Origin of the sequence: Winogradskyella rapida, from assembly GCF_042675845.1 — a bacterium.
In the GTDB taxonomy this organism is placed as follows: domain Bacteria; phylum Bacteroidota; class Bacteroidia; order Flavobacteriales; family Flavobacteriaceae; genus Winogradskyella; species Winogradskyella rapida.
Map to the genome: position 1 here is coordinate 33,412 of NZ_JBHTKM010000010.1, position 22,642 is coordinate 56,053.

The following is a 22,642-nucleotide window of genomic DNA, read 5'->3' on the forward strand; positions in this document are numbered from 1 at the left end:
GCACTATTTGATAGCGAAATTGAGAATGAAATTTCATTTATTAACTTTTAAAACTTTACTACCCCTTATGAAATTAAAATTACTATTAGCATGTTTAATCTCCTCTTATCTAGGTATAGCACAGGTTATTCCAGAGGCTATCAAGCCACCGAGTTGGACCACAAATACAACAACTGACCTTGAAGCTTATGCTTTACCGGCTATTGATTTAAAAAAGCTTCAATTGGAAGATGAGATTAACGACAAAGACAAATCTATTCCTTGGCGTTTTGGTAGCGATATTTATGTAGACCATGATTTTAATGACGTAGGAGAGTGGACAACTTTAAAAAATGGAGATCGCATTTGGAGAATGGCCTACAGCTCAGAAGGGGCGTATTCTTTAAACTTTATGTTTGATGTCTTTAAGATTCCTGAAGGCGCAAAGCTGTACGTTTATAACGATGCAAAAACAGACCTATTAAGACCTTTTACAGCTCATAACAATAATGACGAAGAAGTTTTAGGAACTTGGTTAGTGCAAGGTGATACAGCTTGGATTGAATACTACCAACCTGCAAATGTTACAGGAGAAGCAAAACTGACTATCGGATCTGTAGTACATGGGTACCGTACCGCACAGATGTATGAAAAGGCTTTTGGCCAATCAGGAGCTTGTAATTACGATGTAGATTGTGACATTACACCAGCAAATGATCCTTTTGGTATTAATACCGTAAAAGAAAATGTAAAGACAGCTGCAGGAATGTTAGTGACTGGTAGTACCGGGTTTTGTTCTGGGACCTTAGTTAACAATACAAATAATGATGGTACGCCATATTTCTTAACAGCAAATCACTGTAGTGGTGGCGAAGGGAGCTGGGCCTTTAGATTTAACTGGAGAAGTCCAGGTACCTCTTGTGGAACGTTCACTAGTAGTGTTAACGGAACATACAACCAAACTGTAAGTGGTGCGGTATTAAGAGCAAATAGCTCTCAATCTGATATGGAATTGGTTGAGATTACAGATGCCAGCTTTTTTGAGAACAACACCGATCTTGTTTGGGCAGGATGGAATAATTCTACAACACAAACACCACAATTAAACTTTGGTGTCCATCATCCAAGTGGTGATATTCAGAAAGTCAGCAGAGATGATGACGGCGCTACAAGAAACTCAACATTATTTAATAACAATCCAAATACTCAGGTTTGGCTTATTAGCGATTGGGATTTAGGGGTTACCGAAGGTGGTTCTTCAGGATCAGGATTATTTAATGAAACAGGTCACTTAATAGGCATGCTCTCTGGAGGTTCTGCAGCTTGCTCAGGAACAACAGATAACGGCGGTTTCGATATCTATGGTCGTTTTGGTGTGGCTTGGGATTATGGAAGCACGTCTACAACGCGACTTAAAGATTGGTTAGATCCGTCTAATTCAGGTATCGTAATTTTAGACCAATACCCATCGTTAACATCTTATGCACTTGATGCTCGTGTAAACCTCGGAGATAACACCAATTCTATTCTTTGTGATGGTGATTATACACCAGAAGTTACCCTTACAAACGAAGGAACTTCAACACTTACATCTGCAACAGTAATCTATACTTTAGATTCAGGATCAAGTACAACCGTAAACTGGACAGGAAGTTTAGGCGCGGGAGAAAGCACCATTGTCGCTACACCAACCTATTCAAATTTAAGCGCAGGAGCACATTCAATTAGCCTTACGGTTTCAAACCCTAATGGCAGCACCGATGAAAACACGTCTAACGATGCTTTTGCATTTAACTTTACTAAGGCAGCAACTTACGCCACCACAACCGTAATTTTAGATCTTACAACAGATAATTATGGTTACGAAACATCATGGGAACTTGTAAATAGTGCCGGTACCGTAGTGAGCAGTGGCCCAGCCTCTGAGTACTCAGATAATACAACGTACCAAGAAACCTTAACAATCACCGAGTTTAATGATTGTTATACCTTTATAATTTATGATGATTATTCTGATGGAATCTGCTGCGATTACGGATCAGGCTCTTACAGTTTATCAGATGAAAATGGAAATGTTATTGTATCTGGAGCATCTTTTTCTGCTTCTGAAGAAACGACATTTAATGTTGAAGACCCTTTAAGTGTTAACGACTTTAATTTAGATCAATTTGTAAGCGTGTACCCTAATCCAACTAACGATAAGTTGAACATTGATCTTACGCAATTAAGTGAGGACGTCGATTACCAACTATTTAATACTTTAGGACAACGTATAAAATCAGGAAGTTTCACTTCTAACGGAACACATACCATAAACTTTGCTCCATATCAGAGCGGTATGTACTTTATACAACTTTCAACAAGTACAGGAACCACAACTCAAAAAATTGTGAAGAAATAGAAATTATTTATTTTTATTATTAATTCAAACAGTCCGTTTCTAGCTTTAGAAACGGACTGTTTTATTATACAAAACGCTCGTTATAGAATTCTTCAAGTGTCAATAGTCTTGACTAGAGTTATCCATTCCTCTTCACTAAACCCTAGTTCTTAGAGAATGGTTATATTTATACTTATGAAGATTCATCATCGTTTTGTATGTATTAGTGTTATACTCCTCTTATCCTGCGGAAAAGACAAACCGACACCCTGTGTTTTAAAGAAGTTTGAGGTCACAGCCTCCGCCTACAATTCCTTAGCGTACCAAACAAGTGCTAACCCGAGTATAACGGCTTTTGGCGATAGCTTATACCCAGGACTACGCTATATTGCAGTGTCTCGAGATTTAATAGATTCAGGCTTGGTTCACAACACAAAAGTTAAACTCCAAGGATTTGATAGCCTATACACCGTTAAAGATAAAATGAATAAGCGATGGCAAAAACGCATTGACATCTATATGGGTAAGGATATTAAAAAAGCGAAAGCTTGGGGACGACAACAACTCACAATTGAATATTGCCTCCCCTTAACCGATAGTGTGATTACTCAGAACGCTTCACGGGAATTTCCGAAACCTTAAACGGATAGGCTTCTTGTACCAATTTTAATTCTGCTTTACTTAATTCATAAGGCTGCTTACCATACACGTTTTCGGCATAACGCGTTCTTAAATCCATATAAGCTTTTGTAATCTCATCTTGCAAAGCCACAACATAATCGTAGGTACTTAAGGCATCGTAACCTAATGAAATCACCGCTTTAGTAGGATGATCCGATGAGGTCTTAGCGCCAATACCTTCGCAATACGAGCAACGGTCCACACCATTATTATCAATAAAAGCCACAAGTTTAGTTTTTACTTCATCCAACTCATATATTTCACCGGCAATCATAATCTCATGATTCCTATTTAAATGAATAGGAAGCAAATTCCGATCCGCTATTACGGTGGTACAGTCTACGCCCTCACAAACTGGTGGCAATTGACTGTTAATCCCTTTATCTGCGGATATTGTGGTGGTCACTAAAAAGAAAATGAGCAACAGGAAAGCAATGTCTGCCATAGAACCTGCATTGACCGTTGCAGGAAGTCTTCGAAATGATTTCATAATGTATCAGTTTAAATGTTAAGACATTGTTAATTCAAAAACAGTACCAATCTCTTGAAAATCTTCTTAAAAATTCATTCCATAAACCTTAACAAAGTGGTATTTTTGCGAAATTAACCCTTAGTTAACGATTATAATTTATGTCATTAGAAAACGAAACCATATCACAAAATGTTCAAGAAAAAAGTCTTTATGATTATCAGACAAGGGACTTAAATCGCATTTTTGAGGTTATGCAAGAGGAGTCTAATGATTTTAACCTCCTTTACCAATTACCTACCGGAGGAGGAAAGACCGTTATTTTTTCTGAAATTGTAAGACGTTATGCGGCTCAACATCAGAAGAAGGTTGTCATTCTAACCCACCGCATAGAACTTTGTAAGCAAACCTCTAATGTCCTTTCTGGGTTTAATGTAAAGAACAAAGTCATTAATAGTAAGGTGAAAACACTACCAGATCAAGATGAATACGAGTGTTTTGTAGCTATGGTAGAAACGCTTAACAACCGTTTGTCGGATAATGAGTTTGAACTAAAAAACGTTGGTCTTGTTATTATTGACGAAGCCCACTACAATAGTTTTAGAAAACTGTTTAAGTTTTTTGAAAATTGCTTTATTCTTGGTGTTACAGCCACCCCTTTAAGTAGCAATATAAAACTCCCTATGAAAGACAATTACAAGAAACTTATTGTAGGGGATGATATTGCCACCTTAATTAAGAATGGATTTCTGGCTCAAGCTGAAGTCACCAATTACGACGTAGGCTTAACCTCTTTAAAAATTGGAATAAATGGAGATTACACCGTAAAGTCTTCAGAAGCCCTGTACACTAATAGCTTAATGCAGTCCAAATTATTAGTGGCTTATGAGGAAATGGCCAAGGGGAAAAAGACCTTAATCTTTAATAACGGAATTTCCACTTCAAAAGAAGTGTATCATACGTTTAAAAAAGCAGGTTATAACGTCCGTCATTTAGATAATACAGCCGCTAAACAAGAGCGTAAAGAAATTTTAAAGTGGTTTAAACACACCCCAGATGCCGTTTTATCTTCCGTCAGTATTCTTACGACAGGCTTTGATGAACCATCCGTGGAGACCATTATACTGAATAGAGCAACGCGATCGCTAACCTTATATTTTCAAATGATTGGTCGTGGTAGTCGTATTTTTGAAGATCGTAAAACGTTTCAGGTGATCGATTTAGGAAATAATGAAGCCCGTTTTGGCCCTTGGGATCAACCTGTAGATTGGCAGCATATCTTTAAACATCCGGATTATTACTTAGAGAATATTATTGATGATGATTTATTAGAGCGCGATTTTGTCTATAAAATGCCCGAGCGTTTAAAAGTAAAGTTTAAGAAGTCTTATGATCTAAATTTCGATGTTAAAGCCGAATATAAAAAGGTGATGAACGAAGGCAAAAAATCCTTTACTGTTATTGAACGTTCCATCGCACAACATTCTCAAATGTGTATAGAGAATAGTGAAGATGTCTATGATGCTAGAGAATTAATTAAGGAGCTTCAAGATGAAATTGCCTTTCGTATTAAACAATACTGCTATTGCATAATGAACAGTACACAGAACTATAAAGACTGGTTGTTTGATGAATACAATAGGAAGCTGAGAATTAGTTTTAATGGTAAGTTTTAACTTTTTTTTGTAAGGATTTCTAATTTTTAGCGTTTATTTTGATATAAAGAAGGAATAGGTATACTATTTGTGTACATAGCTTAAGAAGATCTAGAACCTAATTTTATAATATTGAAAACACTCCAAATTATATTAGTCTTGCTCTGCACGTGGTGCAGCACATCGGTTTTTGCTCAAATTAAAGACAAACAAACCAAGTCGATCCATATTCCTGCTGAAGTCTCTAAAAAGGAAAAAGACTCCGCTTTAGTCAAAGTTAAGGTTGAACCCATTTTAAAAAATGACAAGGAAAAATCTAGTGGGAGTGACGTTGCTGAAAAGAAATTTGTTATTCGGGAAACCGAGCGCCCATTTTCTATGACCGAAGACGATGGCTTAAAAAGCCCTGGTGAGATTTTTGAAAAACGCTGGACTAAAGAAGCTGTAAAAGGTGGAATTATACGAACCATGTCCGACCAATTTTTAGGCGAACACCGTGTGGATACCAAATTTGTAAATATTGTTTGTAGAGATCACCAATATCCAGATGGTGACCGTGTTCAGATTTTAATTAATGGCGATATTGTAAAACACAACCTTTTACTAACTGGAAGTTACCGACGCGTAGAAGTCAATTTAGCCAATGGTCGTAATACTGTAGATATTGTCGCATTAAATCAAGGAGATTCCGGACCAAATACTGCAGAATTTGTAGTTTATGATGACAAAGGAAATGTTATTTCTTCTAAAGAGTGGAATCTCTTAACCGGGGTTAAGGCGACTATTATTTTTAATAATGAAAAAGTCCCTATTACTGAAAAAACAGCAAGTGCAAGTTCTACATCTCAGAACTAATGGGCTTAATGTCCGCAGGCTGCATCGTTTCTAAAGTATAATTCCCAATACGCACCCGCACCAATCTTAACGTAGGTAAACCAATTTTGGCCGTCATTTTTCGTACTTGTCTAAATTTTCCTTCTGTAATAGTGATGGTTAACCAAGAGGTTTTACCATGACGTTCATCGCGAACAAACCGCTCAACAATATGAGAGGTGTCTTCCAATATGGCCGCCTTACACGGTTTTGTTCTGTACTGTTTTCCTTCAACCGAAATATCGACACCTTGCTCTAAGGCCAAAATACCTTCAGGCTTTATCTCCCCATCGACCATAACGTGGTATTCCTTTTCGATATGCTGACTGGTAATATGGTGACTAAATTTTCCATCGGTCGTTAAAAGCAGAAGGCCTTCAGATTTTTCATCCAACCGTCCTACCGCCATGATATGCTCAGGAAATTCTCCAAGCGCACTTAAAAGTTTTTTAGAGCGTCGTTTATTCTGGTGATTAATAAACTGACTTAAATAACCGTATGGTTTGTAAATTTTAAAATAGGAGTGTTGTTGCATCGTTTACCAAAATGTAATAAAACATTTTTCAAAGGTAGGACTATTCCTTTTAAGCCATATTAACGGTGAGCGCTTATCTTTTATTTGAAGTTCAATAGCCGCTTTAGCTGTGTCGTAGTCTAACCAATCTACATTATCATGGGGATTGACTAACCAATCTAACTTTCTAGGAATATAAAGCTTAAAACCACGAAACAAATTGAAGTCAGCAAAAGGAATATAAAATCCTGAAATACATTCGGAATTTAAAACGCCTGTTTCAATAGGTTTCATTCCGTATGGAAGAAATAACTGCGCCTGAAAACAAAGTCGTTGCTTTATAGCACTAACCTCAATACCCAAGCTGTTTAATTGTACCTGAGTTTCTTCCTTATAAAGTAATGGAAACTGTTTGGTTTTCAGCTTATCTAATTTATAGGAAAGCCGATCGTTTCTATTAGGACCAATCCAATACTCTAGAGGAGTATCGTAAGCATTTAAACGGTCGTACAAATAAAATTTATAAACCACCTCGAGATGAATGAGCTGGTTATTTTCATAATACAGCGCATCAAGTTCTCCGATGGTTTGTTTACCGTTCTGAATTTGCACATTTTCTATGATCCAGTCTATAGAATCTTCTTGCTGCAATTGATAAAACACAAATTCCTCCACAAGTTTTCCTAAGCGATGTTGCTTAAAATCAACAGCATCGGGAATAGGCTTTAACTTGGAAGGAAGTGTAATTGCATTTATGGGATCTAAAAACTGAGTAGCAAATAAAGCAGGCGTATTTATGCAGCCTTTAAATTGTAATTCGGTGTGTTTTTTCATAACACACTAAAAGTACTCTTATTTTAAACAAAATTCTCGTCCTCTGTAGATTTATCGATATCAGGTTCTTTGGAATGCATTGTTTTTTCTAGGCCCGCACTGTCAATATCAAAATACCGCAACACATCAGTCACCGTTTTAATATGCTCAGTTTTATCGCCATTAATAATTATGGCTCCTTTAAAAGCTTTGGGGTTTTGCTCTAAAATGGTAACATAATCGTTGGCGTCAAATTCCGAACCTTCTTCAACCCCTTGGATTTCAGAAAAATCTAAAAATTCATTTATTCCTACACCAAGTTCTCTAGCCAATTCTTGCCACTGTGTTGGTGTCGGCATTGAATTGGACAGGTTAATCATCAATATGCCTTTTCCGGAGGCCTTTAAATACCCCTCTAATTGTTTTCCAAAATCAGAATCACTTGCGTATATACAATTAATTTGATCTTTATCTCTACTTATTACTCCCATAGTTTGTTTTTTTTTAATACGTTTTCATTTTGTCTTTACGCTTTTCTAATTGGCGCACTAACTCATTTACAGTTTCTGATACGGCATCGTAAAAATTATCGTGAGACGCTTCAGAAAACAGTCTTGGGCCTGGTGCACTCAAACGTATTCCGCAAGATTTCCCCGTAAGGTCACTCGTTGTATTTTCAGCCTTAAAAAAGACATCGGCTCTAATAACAAAATCGTATCGTGTAAATATTTTTTCTAACTTCTCTTTAGTGTGAGCCTCTAAACGATCGCTTGAAGCTACATCATGATATTCAAATATAATTTCCATAAAATCTTTATTTTTTCGTTTCAGCTAAGGTATACAGATGCCTTTGTTTCATTTGACTGAAACGAAAAATTGATTAACGTAATCCCTTATATCTAATATATACCGCAGCATAGAAACGATTAAGAAAACCGAGATACAGCGCATAAAAAAACGCAAAATGTTATTTTTTGCGTTTTAATTTGGTTTAAGCTTTTTATTTTAAGACTACTTTTTTAATGCGTTTGAAGCCCTTTTCGGACTTTAGTTCTACAATATAAACCCCAGAATTAAGATAATGCACCGGAATACTTTGTTCAAGTTGATTCGTTTTTAAAGTCTGATGACTCACCACGCGTCCTTGAATATCATACAGTATAAATTGGGTTGGTGTTTCTAAAGCGCCTACAATACTGATAGAACGTTCGGCTTCATTTGCGAAAATAGCAATGCGGTCTAAATCATGTTCAGGAAGATGCAATACACCGTCTTCAAATCTTAGATAAAAACGACCAATACCTGAAAGGTTTGCTTCTGAAGTAAAGGTGTAATCTTGTTCATTTAATAGGGTATAGGTGTTATTAACGGTATCTTCAAGATAAACACTGACACTTTCAGGTAAATCCTGATCAAGAATACTTATGGTAATATTTTCTCCTTCCGAAACATGCAGCCCTAAAGGAATGGTAACATTTGCTAAATCCATTTCTCCTAAAGCCTGAATCATATAAGGAAGGGCCGTACTGTTGTCTACTAAGCGTGAATACAATGAAAAATCGGGCGTATAACCATTATACAAGGCCGCATCGTAACCCGGATCTAGCTGACTAGACGCATTTGTGTTAAAATAGAAATCCGTATGAAATTGCGCTTCCGCAGTACTGGCTTTCAATTTTAAAAATCCGATATGCGGATTCGCATCTCTACCTAGTACAAAGTCGTCAGAATTACCACCCGTTCGCATAGCCGGCGTAAACGTTATTTGTCCGCCGCCAGATTTACTTTTAATAAAAAAGCCTTGGCCTGGTGCCATACTTTGCCCTGTAGTGGCAAGATTCCATACCGTCCATCCGTTAGTTTCATCACCATCATAGCCATAAACCGCTTGATAAGAACCTGAATCTAATTGTGTGTTATTTATACTGAAAAATAGATCAAAATCCAAATAAGAAGGGTAGGGGTTTCCTACTAAATTCCACCCATTATAACCCGTACTTGTAGAAGTTATGTTTTGCGTTACTGTACCGGTTTCCACCGTACCATTAAAACTTAACGTTGTTCCCATAAGGGCATCGTCGCCACTATCTCTTGCCGCTCTATAACCCAATCCTACTTCTAAGGGTGTTGCGGCATAATTACTTGTATCATAAAGGAGATATGCTCCTGCAACCTCATCAAAAGGTCCAAATAACTTCTGAGCCGTATTATTTGGGTTTTCATATAAATTCTCATTGTTGTTTATTGAAAAATCTCCAAAAGTTTGATTGTTTACTGGCGGCGCGATAAGATCGTTACCCGTAATACCATTATAAGCATTTACATGGCGCTTATAATTTATGGCCCCTGTACTTGTACCTTCAACAATAAGACTTGAATATTTATCAGAAATAGAATTTAAAATCACCTCGCCATTAATGGTCAAGTTTCCTGTAATCGTTAGCGCACCCCCTTCGAGAATTTCAACAGTACCAGCACTAGGCACGGTATAATCAGAATCGATTAACATGGTTTCATCGACACCAACAATAAGGTCTACACAATTTTCTGGAGCTGTAAAAACGGTTTGAAAACTGTAATAATTCGTTTTATAACCATCTGAAAATTCCGCTTCAACCTCAACATCTTCTCCATTAGCCATGAGGCCTGTTAGCGTAACTGTTTGCGGACTTGATGTTATAGGAAAATTTTGCCCATTGACGACTAAAAATCCTGTTGTAGGCGGATTAGAATAAGTCACCACAAGCTCTTGCGTATAAGTATTATCATTAGTATTACAAGGTGATTGTTGAGTACCTACCACTATATTATCAATAGTTGTTGGAACATCATAAGGAACAAACTGAAACAACGTTGCTTTCGGCTCGGTATCCACATCATTATAATAGGGATTGTTAGGATTAGCATCGCCCACACCGGAATTCCCTCCGCGGCCCCTTAAATGAATACTGAACAAATCATTACTTCCATCACTATAAAGCACCACCTTTACAGCTTCAGCTAAAATAGGGGTTTGGGTCGCGCCGCCCCATTCATAAATGCCACCATCTATCCATCCGCCTTGACCTTGATCTATCGTATGCCAAGTGCCCGCTCTTAAATAACTTACACGCCACATGGTATTGGGTTGAGGTTGGCTTGAGTAAGCGCCTCCTATAGTCATGTAATTTATAAATTTAGGATTTGGCCATTCTACATGAAGAAAAAAACCATTGGCTTCGTCTACAAGGCCTGCATTATAATTATATGGCCAACCGTATTCTGCATATTGCGAATACATTTTATAGCCATTAGTCATGGGATCGTAAAGGATTTCTTCTGGCGTTCCTCGTCCTGGGTCTCCTGAACCTACTGAACCGACAACAGTTGCTGAAGGTAAAAGAGCTAAATTACTCATAGGGTTGGGATTGTTGTCTTCCGTAGCAGGATCACTATCTAATTGGTTGATCCAAGCCTCAATTAAATCCACAGCTGGTTGATCTATGGCTAATTTGGAGAGCGGAGGCATCATAATAGAAGGCGAAACACTATTCATTTTATGGTATAAAATAGACTTAGAAGCATCGCCCGGAAAAATCACTTTTTCATCTGGCGCTACGTTTAACGGTGTTAGTATTCCAGTATTTAAAATCTGTGTGGCCTCTAAACTATTAAAAACTCTTAAATCGAAATCCGTACGATTATTATGATCTAAGCGATGGCAATAGGCACAATTTAAATCTAAGTAAGACCTAGCTTTTTCGTCTATAGATGCCAAGGGATCATCAATAGCGGTGTTAGTGGTAATATATTCGGTATCCGCATCGGTAATAGATTGATTTAAGAGCCCTAAATGACTCCATGTAACCAATTGATTCCCTATTTGTCCATTTACAGGATCATGAGTAGAATAATCGTAATCCGTGTTAAGGTATCTGGATTTTAGTCCTAAACTTCCTTTATTGGCGTCATTATGGCAAGTGCCACATTCTGAATTTGAAGGAAAATGCCAGGTTTGCGTTCGTGTTCCTCCGAGGTTATCAGTTGCAATACTTACAGGTTCATTTAAGCTTGTGGTTTGGAGTACAGCATCGAGCTGATCGTCATTCCAATTGTAGGTGAGAAAATACCAATCGCCCAGCTGATCTACAATTGAGAAGCGTGTTTCTATTTTTCGGGTTACTGTAGGATCTGTATCGTCAACTTTTAATTCAAAATGTTTGATAATAACGGTCCCTGGTGGAAATTCCCAATCGCTGTATTCATCATAATCAACTTGCTCACCACTCCCTGTATGTAATCCACCGTCATTATTAGGAACGGCTATCCAGCGTTTTTTTAAGGCGCCATCCGACCAAAATGACTCGTAAAGCTCATAAGGAATAACACCGTCAATAACCTCTAAGGTTGACAGATTAGAAAACACCCCGACATCGGAAAGTAATTGGGGCATAGGCGCATAACCATCATCGACACCTTCAATAAGTTTATATATTTTTTGATTATTCCCATAACGCAACATGTACAATTCGCCATTATAATCTTCTCCAAATGAAATTACATTACCTAATGTTGAAATTTGCTCGTAAGCTCCGGTAGTAATATCCACCGAAAAAATTTCGTCTCCACCACCATAATCGGCACAAACATAGACCCCATAAAGATCAGGGATTTCAACTCCTCTATAGACAAAGCCACCCGCTAAGGCGTTCGCGTCGTTACGTGCAAATTCGGTGAGTGGTAATTCATGCGCCATATTATTAAGGAGATTAACACAAGTTCCACCGTTAGGTCTTAAATCAAAACCTTCATAAAGCGGCCAACCATAATTGGCACCTGAAGTTAAAACATTAACTTCTTCATGATTGTTTAAGCCTACATCACCGATATAAAAATCGCCCGTTACACGATCTTTAGTCATTCGAAAAGGATTTCTTAGACCAATACTATAATATTCTTCGTAAGTAGAACCATCAGGACTCAGAAACGGATTGTCGTTAGGGATCCAATATTCAATCCCTGAAGATTCACCGGCATAACCAACGTCTTGTTTCTTTCTAATCGGCGCATGACTTTTGGTAGGATCTTTATCCACATCAATTCGAAGCGCTCCTCCTGATAAATTATCTGTCGTATTTTGCGCTCTTCTCCAAGAGGCCTGATCACCAATAGTGAGATAAAGAAAACCATCGTTACCGAATTCTATACCACCTCCATAATGCGTGGTTCCATACATGCGTATATCAATAAGGTTGGTCCGCGATCCTGCTAAAACCGACATCGTCACCGGATCTATTTCAAGACGTTCTAGAATTATGGAATTCCCTTGGTATTCATTATTTGATTCACTAAAATAACAACCTTGGCCTGTATGAGTCCCCGGACGAGGTTCATCTTCACTATTCCAATTTTCTGAGGTATAATAAATAAAGGCATAATTTTGTGGATTTGTTGCCGCATTAAAGTCGGGGTGTAGTGCTAAACCCAAAAATCCACCATCATGAACCACACCTACATCATCTTTTAAATCGATTAAAAGGTTTTTAGTTGTGGTGGTTTCATCATTTTCAAACCAGTAAATCTCGCCATTGATTTGAGCTAAAATGATACGATTCTCATTTGGAACCGGTTTAAACACAATAGGGGAGTTAAAGCTTAAATTAGGATAAGCAATACGATGACCTATTTTTAAATCTATACTCGCTTGGTTTGGAAAGACACCATTTAAGTAAGGACTAATAGCGCCGTGATTTTGCACTGCTAAGCCGGACCCTTGAGCATTAAAATAAGGAAAAGCCGCTAGACATAAAAACGAAATTAAGATTATAAAACCGAGTTTAATTGGTGATTTTCTAGACTTTAGAACAGCCCATAACTTCCCCAATTCACGCTTGCGAAAAGAATTTTTCATATTGAAGGTATATAATTAATAGCCTTATAAACCTAACCAATAAAAATCACAACCGCACAATTACTTCGACATAAACAAAAATTAACCGTTAAACATAACTTAAACGTAATAAGTCACTTATGAATACAAACAAGTTGTCACAAGCCCTCTAATACTAGCGATAATAACTCTGACTTGTTCCTTTTGTACAAGCACAATTACTTGCGCCTTGTAAGAAATCTAAACCTATAGTGACCATATGCGTCCCGGAATTATAGGCCGCCAAATCATTCATAGTAACCTGGTAAGAATAGGCAAAAAAGAACTGATTAAAAGTAATCCCAGCTATTGGACCAACATTTAGTGGTTTTAAAAACTGGTCATTAAGGAAACGGTAAGATCCTCCAATAAAATAGTAATCTCCTTTTCTATTGAACTTTCGGTATTTGAAACTAATATCTGTACTAGAACGCTTATCACTACTGAACATCTGATAAAACACAGAAGGCTCTAATTCTACATCTCTATTCTGCTTACTTTTAATAACAACCCCACTATAAATTTGATAGTTTAATAGAAGACTTGGTTCTACATTGATATAATCGTCAATATCTTTCTTTAAAATGTTATTCGCATTAAAGCTTAAATAGAACGCTTTCCAACGGTATAACAATCCGGCATCAAAGTTATTATTAGACTGCCCTTTATCTCCTGTGATATAAGGATCGATTATAGGGGTATCATAAGAGGTGTTAAAATCTTCAATAGCGATTCTGAAATTATTGATATTATAAGACAGTCCAAATGAAAGAAACTGCTTGGATTTATAATCTAAAGTTATATGATGCGCAAAAGAGAATTTCACCCCTTTTTGACGCGTATTTCCATTTTTATCATTGTAGGCCGAGATTCCTATCCCAGAACGATCCGAAATTCTAAAATCGGCATAAATAGATTGGTTATCTGGAGCATCTTTTATCCCTACCCACTGCGTTAAACCATTAGCTCTAATTTTTAAGTTGTCACCAATACCCGCATAAGTAGGGGAGATCACAAAATTATTATCTGCTAAATATTGTGTAAACACAGGAAGATTTAACTCTTGTGCAGAACCGTTAGCAACGACTAAAAAAAGAATATATAGGGCTATTTTTTTCATAATGCAATTTTTCTATTGTTGTAAACTGTTATCTGTATAGTGTAAAATGTCCTACAAACTCTTTATCGTTAATAGGGTCGTTCGTTTGAACTACAAACCAATAATCACCGGTAGGTAATTCTCTACCTTGGTAACGTCCGTCCCAAGCTTCGCCGACATGGTAGGTCGCCACTTTACGGCCATAACGGTCAAAAATATCGAAGGTCAAGTTCGGGTAGTTATCGGTACAACCAGGTGCCCAAGTATCGTATTCACCATCATTATTAGGGGTAAACCAATTGGTAATACAAATGTCTTGGAACTCTAACTCAATTTGCGCTGTAGCATAACAACCACTTGCATCTGTAACCGTTACCGTGTAGACCCCAGACTCTGTAATGATATAAGAGTTTTCAGAGCCATAATCTTCGCCATTCATGGTGTATTGGTAATCTCCAGTTCCGCCTGCAGCATAGGCAATAAACTCATTCAATTCCCCTTCCTCTAAACTTAAGGTTACAGGAGCTGCGATTTCTATATCAAAGAATTCTGTCGTTTGTATACAACCATTAGAGTGTCTAACATCAATATAATGATCCGTCCCTTCAGGCACATTAGTAAACACATTTTCCGGTTGATAAGGACCGCCATCTAAAGCGTAATCAAGTTGAGAAAGATCTTCAATTGACGCATCTACAGTAACCGTAACTCGGTTTCCAGGAACATTATTATCACAAATACTTTCTATAAACACTTCAGGTAAAATCGTTACTGACTCTGGGAAGGTAATATTCCATTCCGATCTACAACCTTGAGCATCACGTACAAATACGATATGGTCTCCACCTTCTAAATTGGTAAAATCAAATTCCGTTTGAGAGGCCGACCCAACAGTGAATGGCCCATCATAGTTATCTAGACTCACTTCGTATGGAAGCGTTCCACCCGAAATATCCACGCTAAATTCACCATCAAGTTCTCCTGTACATACTTCTGGATACAGTGAATTAGGTACAATACTTAAAATTACTGGAGCAGGCTCTGTAATAGTAATATCGAAGGTTAAATAACAACCCAATTCATCTTGCACAATAATAGTGTAATCACCAGGTGCTAGGTTTTCAAATGTGTTCTGATCAAAAAACTGATTTAATTGTGGTGAAATTGCATATTTAATAACTCCAGTTCCGCCCGTTGCAAGCACTTCAACAGCACCATTATTGCTTCCAGCACAACTGACATTACTAATATTTAATGTCGCATCAATTGGATTATCTGGTTCTGTTATACTTATAGATGTAGAAGTTTGCGCACAATCTCCGCTTTCTACAAGAACCACGTAATCTCCAGCATAAAGCTCAGTGAAATATCCAGGACTTGGCTGCGTAGCAGTTACCGTATTCCCTGAGTCGTCTTGTAAGGTATAGATATAATTTCCTAAACCTCCTGTGGCCGTAGCAAGGATAGACCCGTTGTTATCTCCAGAACAATTGATAAATAAATTTGAAGCTTCTAAAGTAACTTCTAGATCTGGTAAAGGATCTACTGTAATTTCATTAGACACATTAGTAACACAACCATTAGCATCTCTTACATAATAGGCATATGTTCCATCAGGCACTGAGAAGGTCGTAGAACTTGTAAAGGTTCCTAATATTGGTGTAAACGACTGGTTAGCACTATAAGTATACGCGCCAGTACCGCCTGTTGCACTTAAGGTTAACGTTGACTCCGTTAAACAGGTTTGGGTCGTTGTTCTTACTAAGGTAGACACCACTGGGTCTGGTTCGGTAATTTCAATAGTTGCTGAGGTCATTTCACAATTAAAACCATCCGTAATGGTTACCGTATACGTTCCAGGACCTAAGTTTTCAAATACATTTGAAGTTTGAGGACCTGACATACTTGGTGTCGGTAAGATTGTATTTAAGGTATAAGTGAAATTTGATTCTTGACCACCGCTAACATTTGAAACCGTGATACTCGCATTCTGATCTCCGAAACACGCTAAGGTCGTAGTACTAGGCGTAAAGGTTGCCGTAATAGGATCTGGAGTTTCTAAAACAATGGTTTCAGTAAGAATACAACCACCAGCATCTTTTACCGATACCGTATAACTTCCTGCTGAAAGTCCTGTAAACGTTCCATTAGAAGAATAAGGTACGTTAGCAGCGCCACTTAATTCATATTCATAATCACCCCAACCGCCAGTAGCAACAGCACTTATAGTTCCTTCACTATCTGTACACGTTACATTAGCCGTTTCAGACACACTAAGATCTAGTGCCTCTAAAGGAGAAGTAATGGTTACGCCATTAGTGGCCTCACAGAATGGTACGTCGGTTTCAGTAATTACGACCGTATAAGTTCCTGCTTCCATTCCAGAAACCAATTCAGGGTTTGTAGCGGTATTGGCATTGACCACACCATTAACAGAAGCCCCTGAAGCATCAAATACTTCGTAAGTATAAGTCCCAGAATAATTAGCGACATTCAACTCAAAACTTCCCGAATTATCACCAAAACAAGTTATGCTTGTAGGTGTTAAAGTAAATGTTGGAAGCACAGGAGTTGTTACTGAAACAGAAACGTTATCCGTACATCCTGTTACCGCATCCGTAATCGTAATTTCATAATCTCCTGAAGGAACACCTGTAAAAACATTCCCCACTAAGCTTATCGTACTAGAGCTAGGCGTGATACTATAATTATAGCTTCCTGAACCACCCGTACCAGATATCGTAATTTCACCATCATTATCATTACAGGTTGGAAATACGGTAACTTCTGGCGTTAAACTTACTGGTGGTACAATATCAAAACTTACGGTGTTTCCACAACCATTGACATCATTCACGGTAATATTATGCGTTCCTGAATATAAATTAGATAAGGTAAAAGGAAATGATTGCGTTTGAAAAGCACCGCCATTAATACTTACTGAATATGGAGGAACTCCGACAGTATCTAAAGTCACTTCAATTTCATACGCACCTTCAGCAACCGTACATTGATTGGTTAAGGTTGCAGAAATTGCAGGCGTCGGATCCATATCTAAAACTTGAACAGGACTCGTTACTACACAACCATAAGCATCCGTTACATGAACGTAATAACTTCCCGCATCCGCATAAAACGTACTTGAAGCTCCCCAAGCCGAATCGTTAGCAGCAGGAGCAGTAGCTGAAGTGGTCATTTGGTATTGGTAAGGTGCCGTACCATAAGAGGCCACAGCACTAATAATTCCCGAATTAGCTTCACAATTGGCATTTTGATCAATAGAAACAGCTAGCTCTAAAAGAAATGCCGACTCTGTAATATTAAATGGAACCGTCACCACACCACAACCTGCATTAGGTCCTGAAGTTTCTATAATAGACACAAAATAGTTTCCATAAGGAAGAGGACCAAGGTTACTGACATCTAAAGTTCCATTTGCAGGAACAGTCCCTGAACCTGAAATCCCAGTGCTATTCAAACTTAAAGAATCGAAAATCTCGTAAGTGACATCTACATCGGTTCCGTAAACACTATTAACGGTAAATGAAACATTCCCATCTGCACTTCCTGTACAGGTAATATTATTAGCGGTAACTGCTGAAGCTGTTAATGTTGAATTTGTTGGAATCGCTACAGTTGAAGGCTCATAATAACTACAGTTTGTCGACTGATCATAAACAATAAATGTGTAAACAACCCCTGGTAAAAGTCCTGTAAATGTTGCTGACTCACTCCCTGGAGAGTCTTCAGCTAACCATGTTCCTGTAGGATATTCAAATCCTGGCCCTTCATAAATGCTGAAGAAAAACGGACCAGCACTTGTTAAGGTAGATCCTATACTAACTTCTGCAATACCTCCCGTAGAACAATCTACAGTTGTTGTAATAGCAATGTCTAAATCTGTTGGAGGCGATGCTACTAAAACATCTTGAATTAAAACCGAACATCCATTAGCGTCGACCACATTAATTTCATACAGTCCAAAATCCACAACATCAAAATTCACAGATGTTGTTCCTAAGTTATTAAGTTCAGAATTAGAATACCCATTGGTACCCGTTACAAAATAGTTGTACGGTCCTGTCCCACCAGTAACGCTATTTATAATTACAGACCCCTGAGATACGCCCCCTGAAGTACAGGTAATATCTACAGTACTATAATCTACGATGATCTGATCTGGCTCATCAATAACAACCGTTTCCGTAGCGGTACAAGACTTAGAATCTGTAACAGTTATAGTATAAGACCCCGCTGTTAAGCTGGTGGTTTGACTCCCGTAATCTGTTCCTGTGGTATCATTATAAACGTTAATTTCATATGGTGGCGTTCCTGTTGCGGTATCAATTTCTACATTTATTGATCCGTTACTGTTACCATGACATAAAATAGGTTCTACTTGTGCCACAACACTAAAGCTTGGTAAGGATAACGGATTTACAGTAAGCACTGACGATTGCGCTGTACAACCATTAGCATCTGTAATTTCAAATTGATAGGTTCCTGCATTAGGCGTCGTGTAAGTAAAGCTTGTTCCTGTACTTCCTAAGCCTGTAAAACTACCACCGTCTATAGACACAGCATACGTGTAAGGCGCTGTTCCGCTTAAGGTACCTGAAAAAAGAGCATCTGGAGTAGCCGTACAATCTAAACCTTCCGTTAATACTACAGCTAGTGTAGGGGTAGGGATAGGGTCAATCGTATAAGTTTCACTATAGGTACAGTCGTTTTCGTCTTTTACCTGGAACGTGTAAGTCCCTGGAGCAAGTCCGGAAAATGAGGTTCCCGTTTGATAAGGCGTTGCCGCCGCTGCCGGCGCAGTTATTTGATATTCTAATATCCCAATTCCACCAATAGTATTCACAATGGTCACTGTGGTTTCGTTTGTTGGACAGGTAATAGGAGTATTATCAAATTCTAAATCTGTTGGCGGATCTAAAGCTTCAATTGTAATACTTTCCGTAGCAGCACTACAGCCACTCGCATCTTTTACAATAACCGTATAATCCCCTTGTGTTAGATTGCTAAACACCGGACTTGATTGGAAATTTATCCCATCAAGACTGTAGGTATATGGTGCATCGCCACCTGTAACGTTGGTTACTGTAATTTCACCTTCTGAAGTACAAGTTAATGGCGTTGATAATTCTACGGTGCCTACAATAGTAGACCCAGAATCTATAGTCACAGTTTGAAGCGGAGTTTCACACACATCAGGACCTGAAGTATATTGAAGTACCACATTGTAGTCTCCAGCCGGTAATCCATTGAATGTATTCGAATTTACAAAAGTGGTTCCGCCATCAATACTGTAAGCAATACTATTCCCATTAGGGTTAGACACATCAATGGTTAAAGCTCCTGAGTTACTCGCATCCGCACAAGTAATATCTGTTATATCTACTGTGAATTCTGGTGGAGCAATAGCTTCTACTGTAATCGTTACCTCCGTACTACAGTTGTTAGCATCTGTAACCGTAATATCAAAAGTTCCTGCAGCACTTACAACAATTTCTGGAACCGTTTGAAAGTCCGTCGCGCTATTTACAAAGTAGAAGTAAGGTGGTGTTCCGCCTTCAGGATATACTGTTATTTCGCCCTCTGTACAATTTAAAGGACTTGTTAAAGCTACTGTTGCTGTTAAAATTGGTGGTTCTACAATGGTAATTTCTTCAGAATAAGTACATCCGTTTTCCGATGTAATCAATGCCGTATAGGTTCCTGGGTTTAAATTTTGAAAGGTGTAACTATTATCTACAATAGGTCCGACACTATTTACCACAGTACCACCTTGAGAAAGCTCGAAAGCGTATTGTGGATCTGAATCGTTAGCCGCTAAATGAATACTTCCTTTGTCGCCTTGACAGTAAGGTTGTGTGATAATGGCTGAACCAGAAAAATCACGATCTCTAATTTGAACATCAGGAACTGTAAAAACACAAGGATTCGTTGCAATCCCTGATTGTCTGATATAAGCGGTATAAAATCCCGGTGTCGTTACTTCAAAGACATTACTATCTTGGTAGTTGGTTCCATCTAAACTAAATTCATATCCTGAAGGAACACCGTTAACCGTAATACTACCCGGTGTTAAACAAATAATATCTTCAGCATTCACGGTTGCATCTAAAACATTTTCATACACATTAAAATAATACTGGACAAAACATCCTCCTGGATAATTAATGGTCAGTCGGTATTGTCCGGCTGTATCGGCTAAATAGTTAGATGCATTAGCCACTTCATTCCAAATACAACCTGGATCTTCGTTGGCACAATCGGCATCAATAACCGCAGCACAACTCGCTTCATCAAGCTGTTCCCAAATTACGGATGTAGAATTAGAAATACTTGTTTCTATTAATCTAGAATCGTTAGCGCCACATAAAAAGATATTCGGTAAAGGCTTACCATCATTCGGACAGATAACTACTTCATCAGCGTATGGAATAACAGGGTTAGTGGTGTTCCCACCAAATAACTCCACATCAAATTCTTGAACAATTGATTGACAAGGTGCCACAGCTGTATTAAAAGAATAATAAGTTCCGGTTTCTGTAACCGTTATGGTTTGTGTTGTTCCTATTACTGGAGACCCGGTTTCACTTGTAGACCATGCATAAGAATCGTAACCATTGGCCGCAGTAAGTTCTACGCTATCGCCACAGAGTACAATTTCTTCTGAAAAGGTACAGTTTAAATCGGCTAAAAAGTTGGTCGCTTGTGGTGAAATTAAACAACCTGTGTTACTACTTAAACTTGGATCGTCTGTAATATGGAAAGTCGGATTATAAAATCCGTTATAACTTGCAAAGGCTTGGTTACTGATAATATTTGTACACGCATCGACCAGAAGATTACAGGATTCTACGACTTCAACCTCAATACGAATCTCATAAACAGGATCATTTTCTTCGACTAAACTATCATCAATAGCAAAAATAATTTCTCTGGTGGTAGGATCATAACTCGACACCGTGACTCCTGGCGGAAGTACTAAATCTTCGGGATAATTAAAAATAATATTAACCGGTAAAATATCCCTGATTTGAAAACTTGTAGCATGATCATTTCCTGTATTCTGAAAACCGATGACATAATTTAAGGACGATCCTAAACCAACATAATCATCACCAATATTATTTCCCGCATCATCTTCTACAATTTTAGTCAGTACAATATGAGGTTCTATAATTTCAACAGCAAAAGCGAAGAAATAAGGAAAATACGTATCTCCACTGGTTTCTAAGCGAATTGTTCCAGAAGTCGCATCATTGGCTATAACCGAATTTCCGGGATTCGGGATAGCAATAGTTCCTGTATCAAACCCTAAGGTATTGGTACTATTAGGAACACGATCGTTCACTGGTGTTGCATCTAATTGGGTTACTGAACTATTAAAAAAGTTAGACGCCGGACGATCTGCTGTAGATAAACTAACGCCATTCAATTTTAAACGGTCTCCTAAAATAGGACTATCACCTTCTAAGGTTGCAAAAGCAAAATTCGCTCTAACTGGAGCAGGAGCAGGGATGGTTCTAAAACCATCTACAGGAATATCGACATTTGGATTTCCACCAGCAATACTAATGGCACTAAATCCATCAAAACTTGTAATCGATTTCCCAGGTAGCGTAGGGTCTTCATAAACAATAAAAAGTGACCAACCTGCTGATTGTCCCGTACCATTGTAAGGACTATAAGACGCCGTTCTACCTTCAGCAGAAGATACATTAGCAACAGTATAAGTTCCTAAATCTACACCCGATCCATAACTGGTTACAATTGAGGTTACATCGGCAAAACAGGCGTATGAAAAACTATCACCACCATCGGTAGAGTTGGTTCCGGCATCATAAATAACCGTTCCTTCAATATCATTATAGTCTCCTACAGGACCTTTAAATTTGACATCTGTTATCGGTGCATCCCCTGGATTTACAGCGCCCCAATACAAGCCGGCATAAATGATACGGTAACAGTTAGGGTTTTCGATATCTAAGTCTGCACTTGATGAACTAAAGGTAGAACTATCGCCATCAATATCGATATAAGTCATGTCTACCAAGTGGTTGTACATGGAATTATTATTGAAGGCATTATTATCTGGACCTAATATATTGTTACCAATAAGCACAATATCTCCTTTTAAATCTTCATTGAACCGCGGTTGAAAGGGCTCGTAGTTTTGGGCAAATGATAGTTGTCCGATAAGACATAAGAGAAGCACAATAGCTATTCTAGAAAAAGTAGGTTTTTTCATGATCATTT

The 22,642-nt window shown here is 38.1% G+C and carries 12 protein-coding genes; 4 read left to right on the forward strand and 8 right to left on the reverse strand.

Features of this window, described 5'->3' with window-relative positions:
* Positions 1-67 precede the first annotated feature (67 nt).
* Both ACFQ13_RS02045 and ACFQ13_RS02050 read left to right on the forward strand, forming a co-directional pair.
* The gene (locus ACFQ13_RS02045) at positions 68-2,380 is read left to right on the forward strand and encodes a T9SS type A sorting domain-containing protein (protein ID WP_386113491.1); all 2,313 of its coding nucleotides are present in this window, start codon (positions 68-70) and stop codon (positions 2,378-2,380) included.
* 174 nt (positions 2,381-2,554) lie between these two features.
* Positions 2,555-3,001, forward strand: coding sequence for a 3D domain-containing protein (locus ACFQ13_RS02050; RefSeq protein ID WP_386113492.1), 447 nt, complete (start codon positions 2,555-2,557; stop codon positions 2,999-3,001).
* Here ACFQ13_RS02050 and ACFQ13_RS02055 read toward each other — a convergent pair.
* A complete protein-coding gene (locus ACFQ13_RS02055) occupies positions 2,964-3,530 on the reverse strand; it encodes an ExbD/TolR family protein (RefSeq protein WP_386113494.1) in 567 nt (188 codons plus the stop codon). The two genes, ACFQ13_RS02050 and ACFQ13_RS02055, sit on opposite strands and share 38 nt — an antisense overlap.
* A 140-nt stretch (positions 3,531-3,670) precedes the next feature.
* Between ACFQ13_RS02055 and ACFQ13_RS02060 the strand changes: the two genes are divergently transcribed.
* Together ACFQ13_RS02060 and ACFQ13_RS02065 are read left to right on the forward strand one after the other, a co-directional pair.
* On the forward strand, positions 3,671-5,185 hold the full coding sequence (locus ACFQ13_RS02060; protein ID WP_386113495.1) for a DEAD/DEAH box helicase: 1,515 nt from the start codon (positions 3,671-3,673) through the stop codon (positions 5,183-5,185).
* Positions 5,186-5,296: 111 nt separating this feature from the next.
* Complete coding sequence (locus tag ACFQ13_RS02065) at positions 5,297-6,019, forward strand: hypothetical protein (protein WP_386113496.1); 723 nt, start codon at positions 5,297-5,299, stop codon at positions 6,017-6,019.
* On the opposite strand, the gene ACFQ13_RS02070 is transcribed toward ACFQ13_RS02065, so the two are convergent.
* The 7 genes from ACFQ13_RS02070 to ACFQ13_RS02100 all read right to left on the reverse strand — a co-directional run bounded on the left by ACFQ13_RS02070 (position 6,003) and on the right by ACFQ13_RS02100 (position 22,634).
* On the reverse strand, positions 6,003-6,572 hold the full coding sequence (locus ACFQ13_RS02070) for a pseudouridine synthase (protein ID WP_386113498.1): 570 nt from the start codon (positions 6,570-6,572) through the stop codon (positions 6,003-6,005). The genes ACFQ13_RS02065 and ACFQ13_RS02070 overlap by 17 nt on opposite strands.
* 3 nt (positions 6,573-6,575) lie before the next feature.
* Entirely contained in the window at positions 6,576-7,385 is an 810-nt protein-coding gene (locus ACFQ13_RS02075; protein WP_386113500.1) for a DUF1853 family protein, read from the reverse strand.
* A gap of 23 nt (positions 7,386-7,408) precedes the next feature.
* The gene (locus tag ACFQ13_RS02080) at positions 7,409-7,855 is read right to left on the reverse strand and encodes a hypothetical protein (protein ID WP_386113502.1); all 447 of its coding nucleotides are present in this window, start codon (positions 7,853-7,855) and stop codon (positions 7,409-7,411) included.
* A gap of 13 nt (positions 7,856-7,868) precedes the next feature.
* On the reverse strand, positions 7,869-8,171 hold the full coding sequence (gene hpf / locus ACFQ13_RS02085) for a ribosome hibernation-promoting factor, HPF/YfiA family (protein WP_114310219.1): 303 nt from the start codon (positions 8,169-8,171) through the stop codon (positions 7,869-7,871).
* 193 nt (positions 8,172-8,364) lie between these two features.
* On the reverse strand, positions 8,365-13,254 hold the full coding sequence (locus ACFQ13_RS02090) for a PQQ-dependent sugar dehydrogenase (RefSeq protein WP_386113504.1): 4,890 nt from the start codon (positions 13,252-13,254) through the stop codon (positions 8,365-8,367).
* A 154-nt stretch (positions 13,255-13,408) separates the two neighbouring features.
* Positions 13,409-14,392: a PorP/SprF family type IX secretion system membrane protein gene (locus tag ACFQ13_RS02095; RefSeq protein ID WP_386113506.1), complete on the reverse strand. Its 984-nt coding sequence runs from the start codon at positions 14,390-14,392 to the stop codon at positions 13,409-13,411.
* Positions 14,393-14,420: 28 nt separating this feature from the next.
* On the reverse strand, positions 14,421-22,634 hold the full coding sequence (locus ACFQ13_RS02100; RefSeq protein ID WP_386113508.1) for a T9SS type B sorting domain-containing protein: 8,214 nt from the start codon (positions 22,632-22,634) through the stop codon (positions 14,421-14,423).
* Positions 22,635-22,642 lie beyond the last annotated feature (8 nt).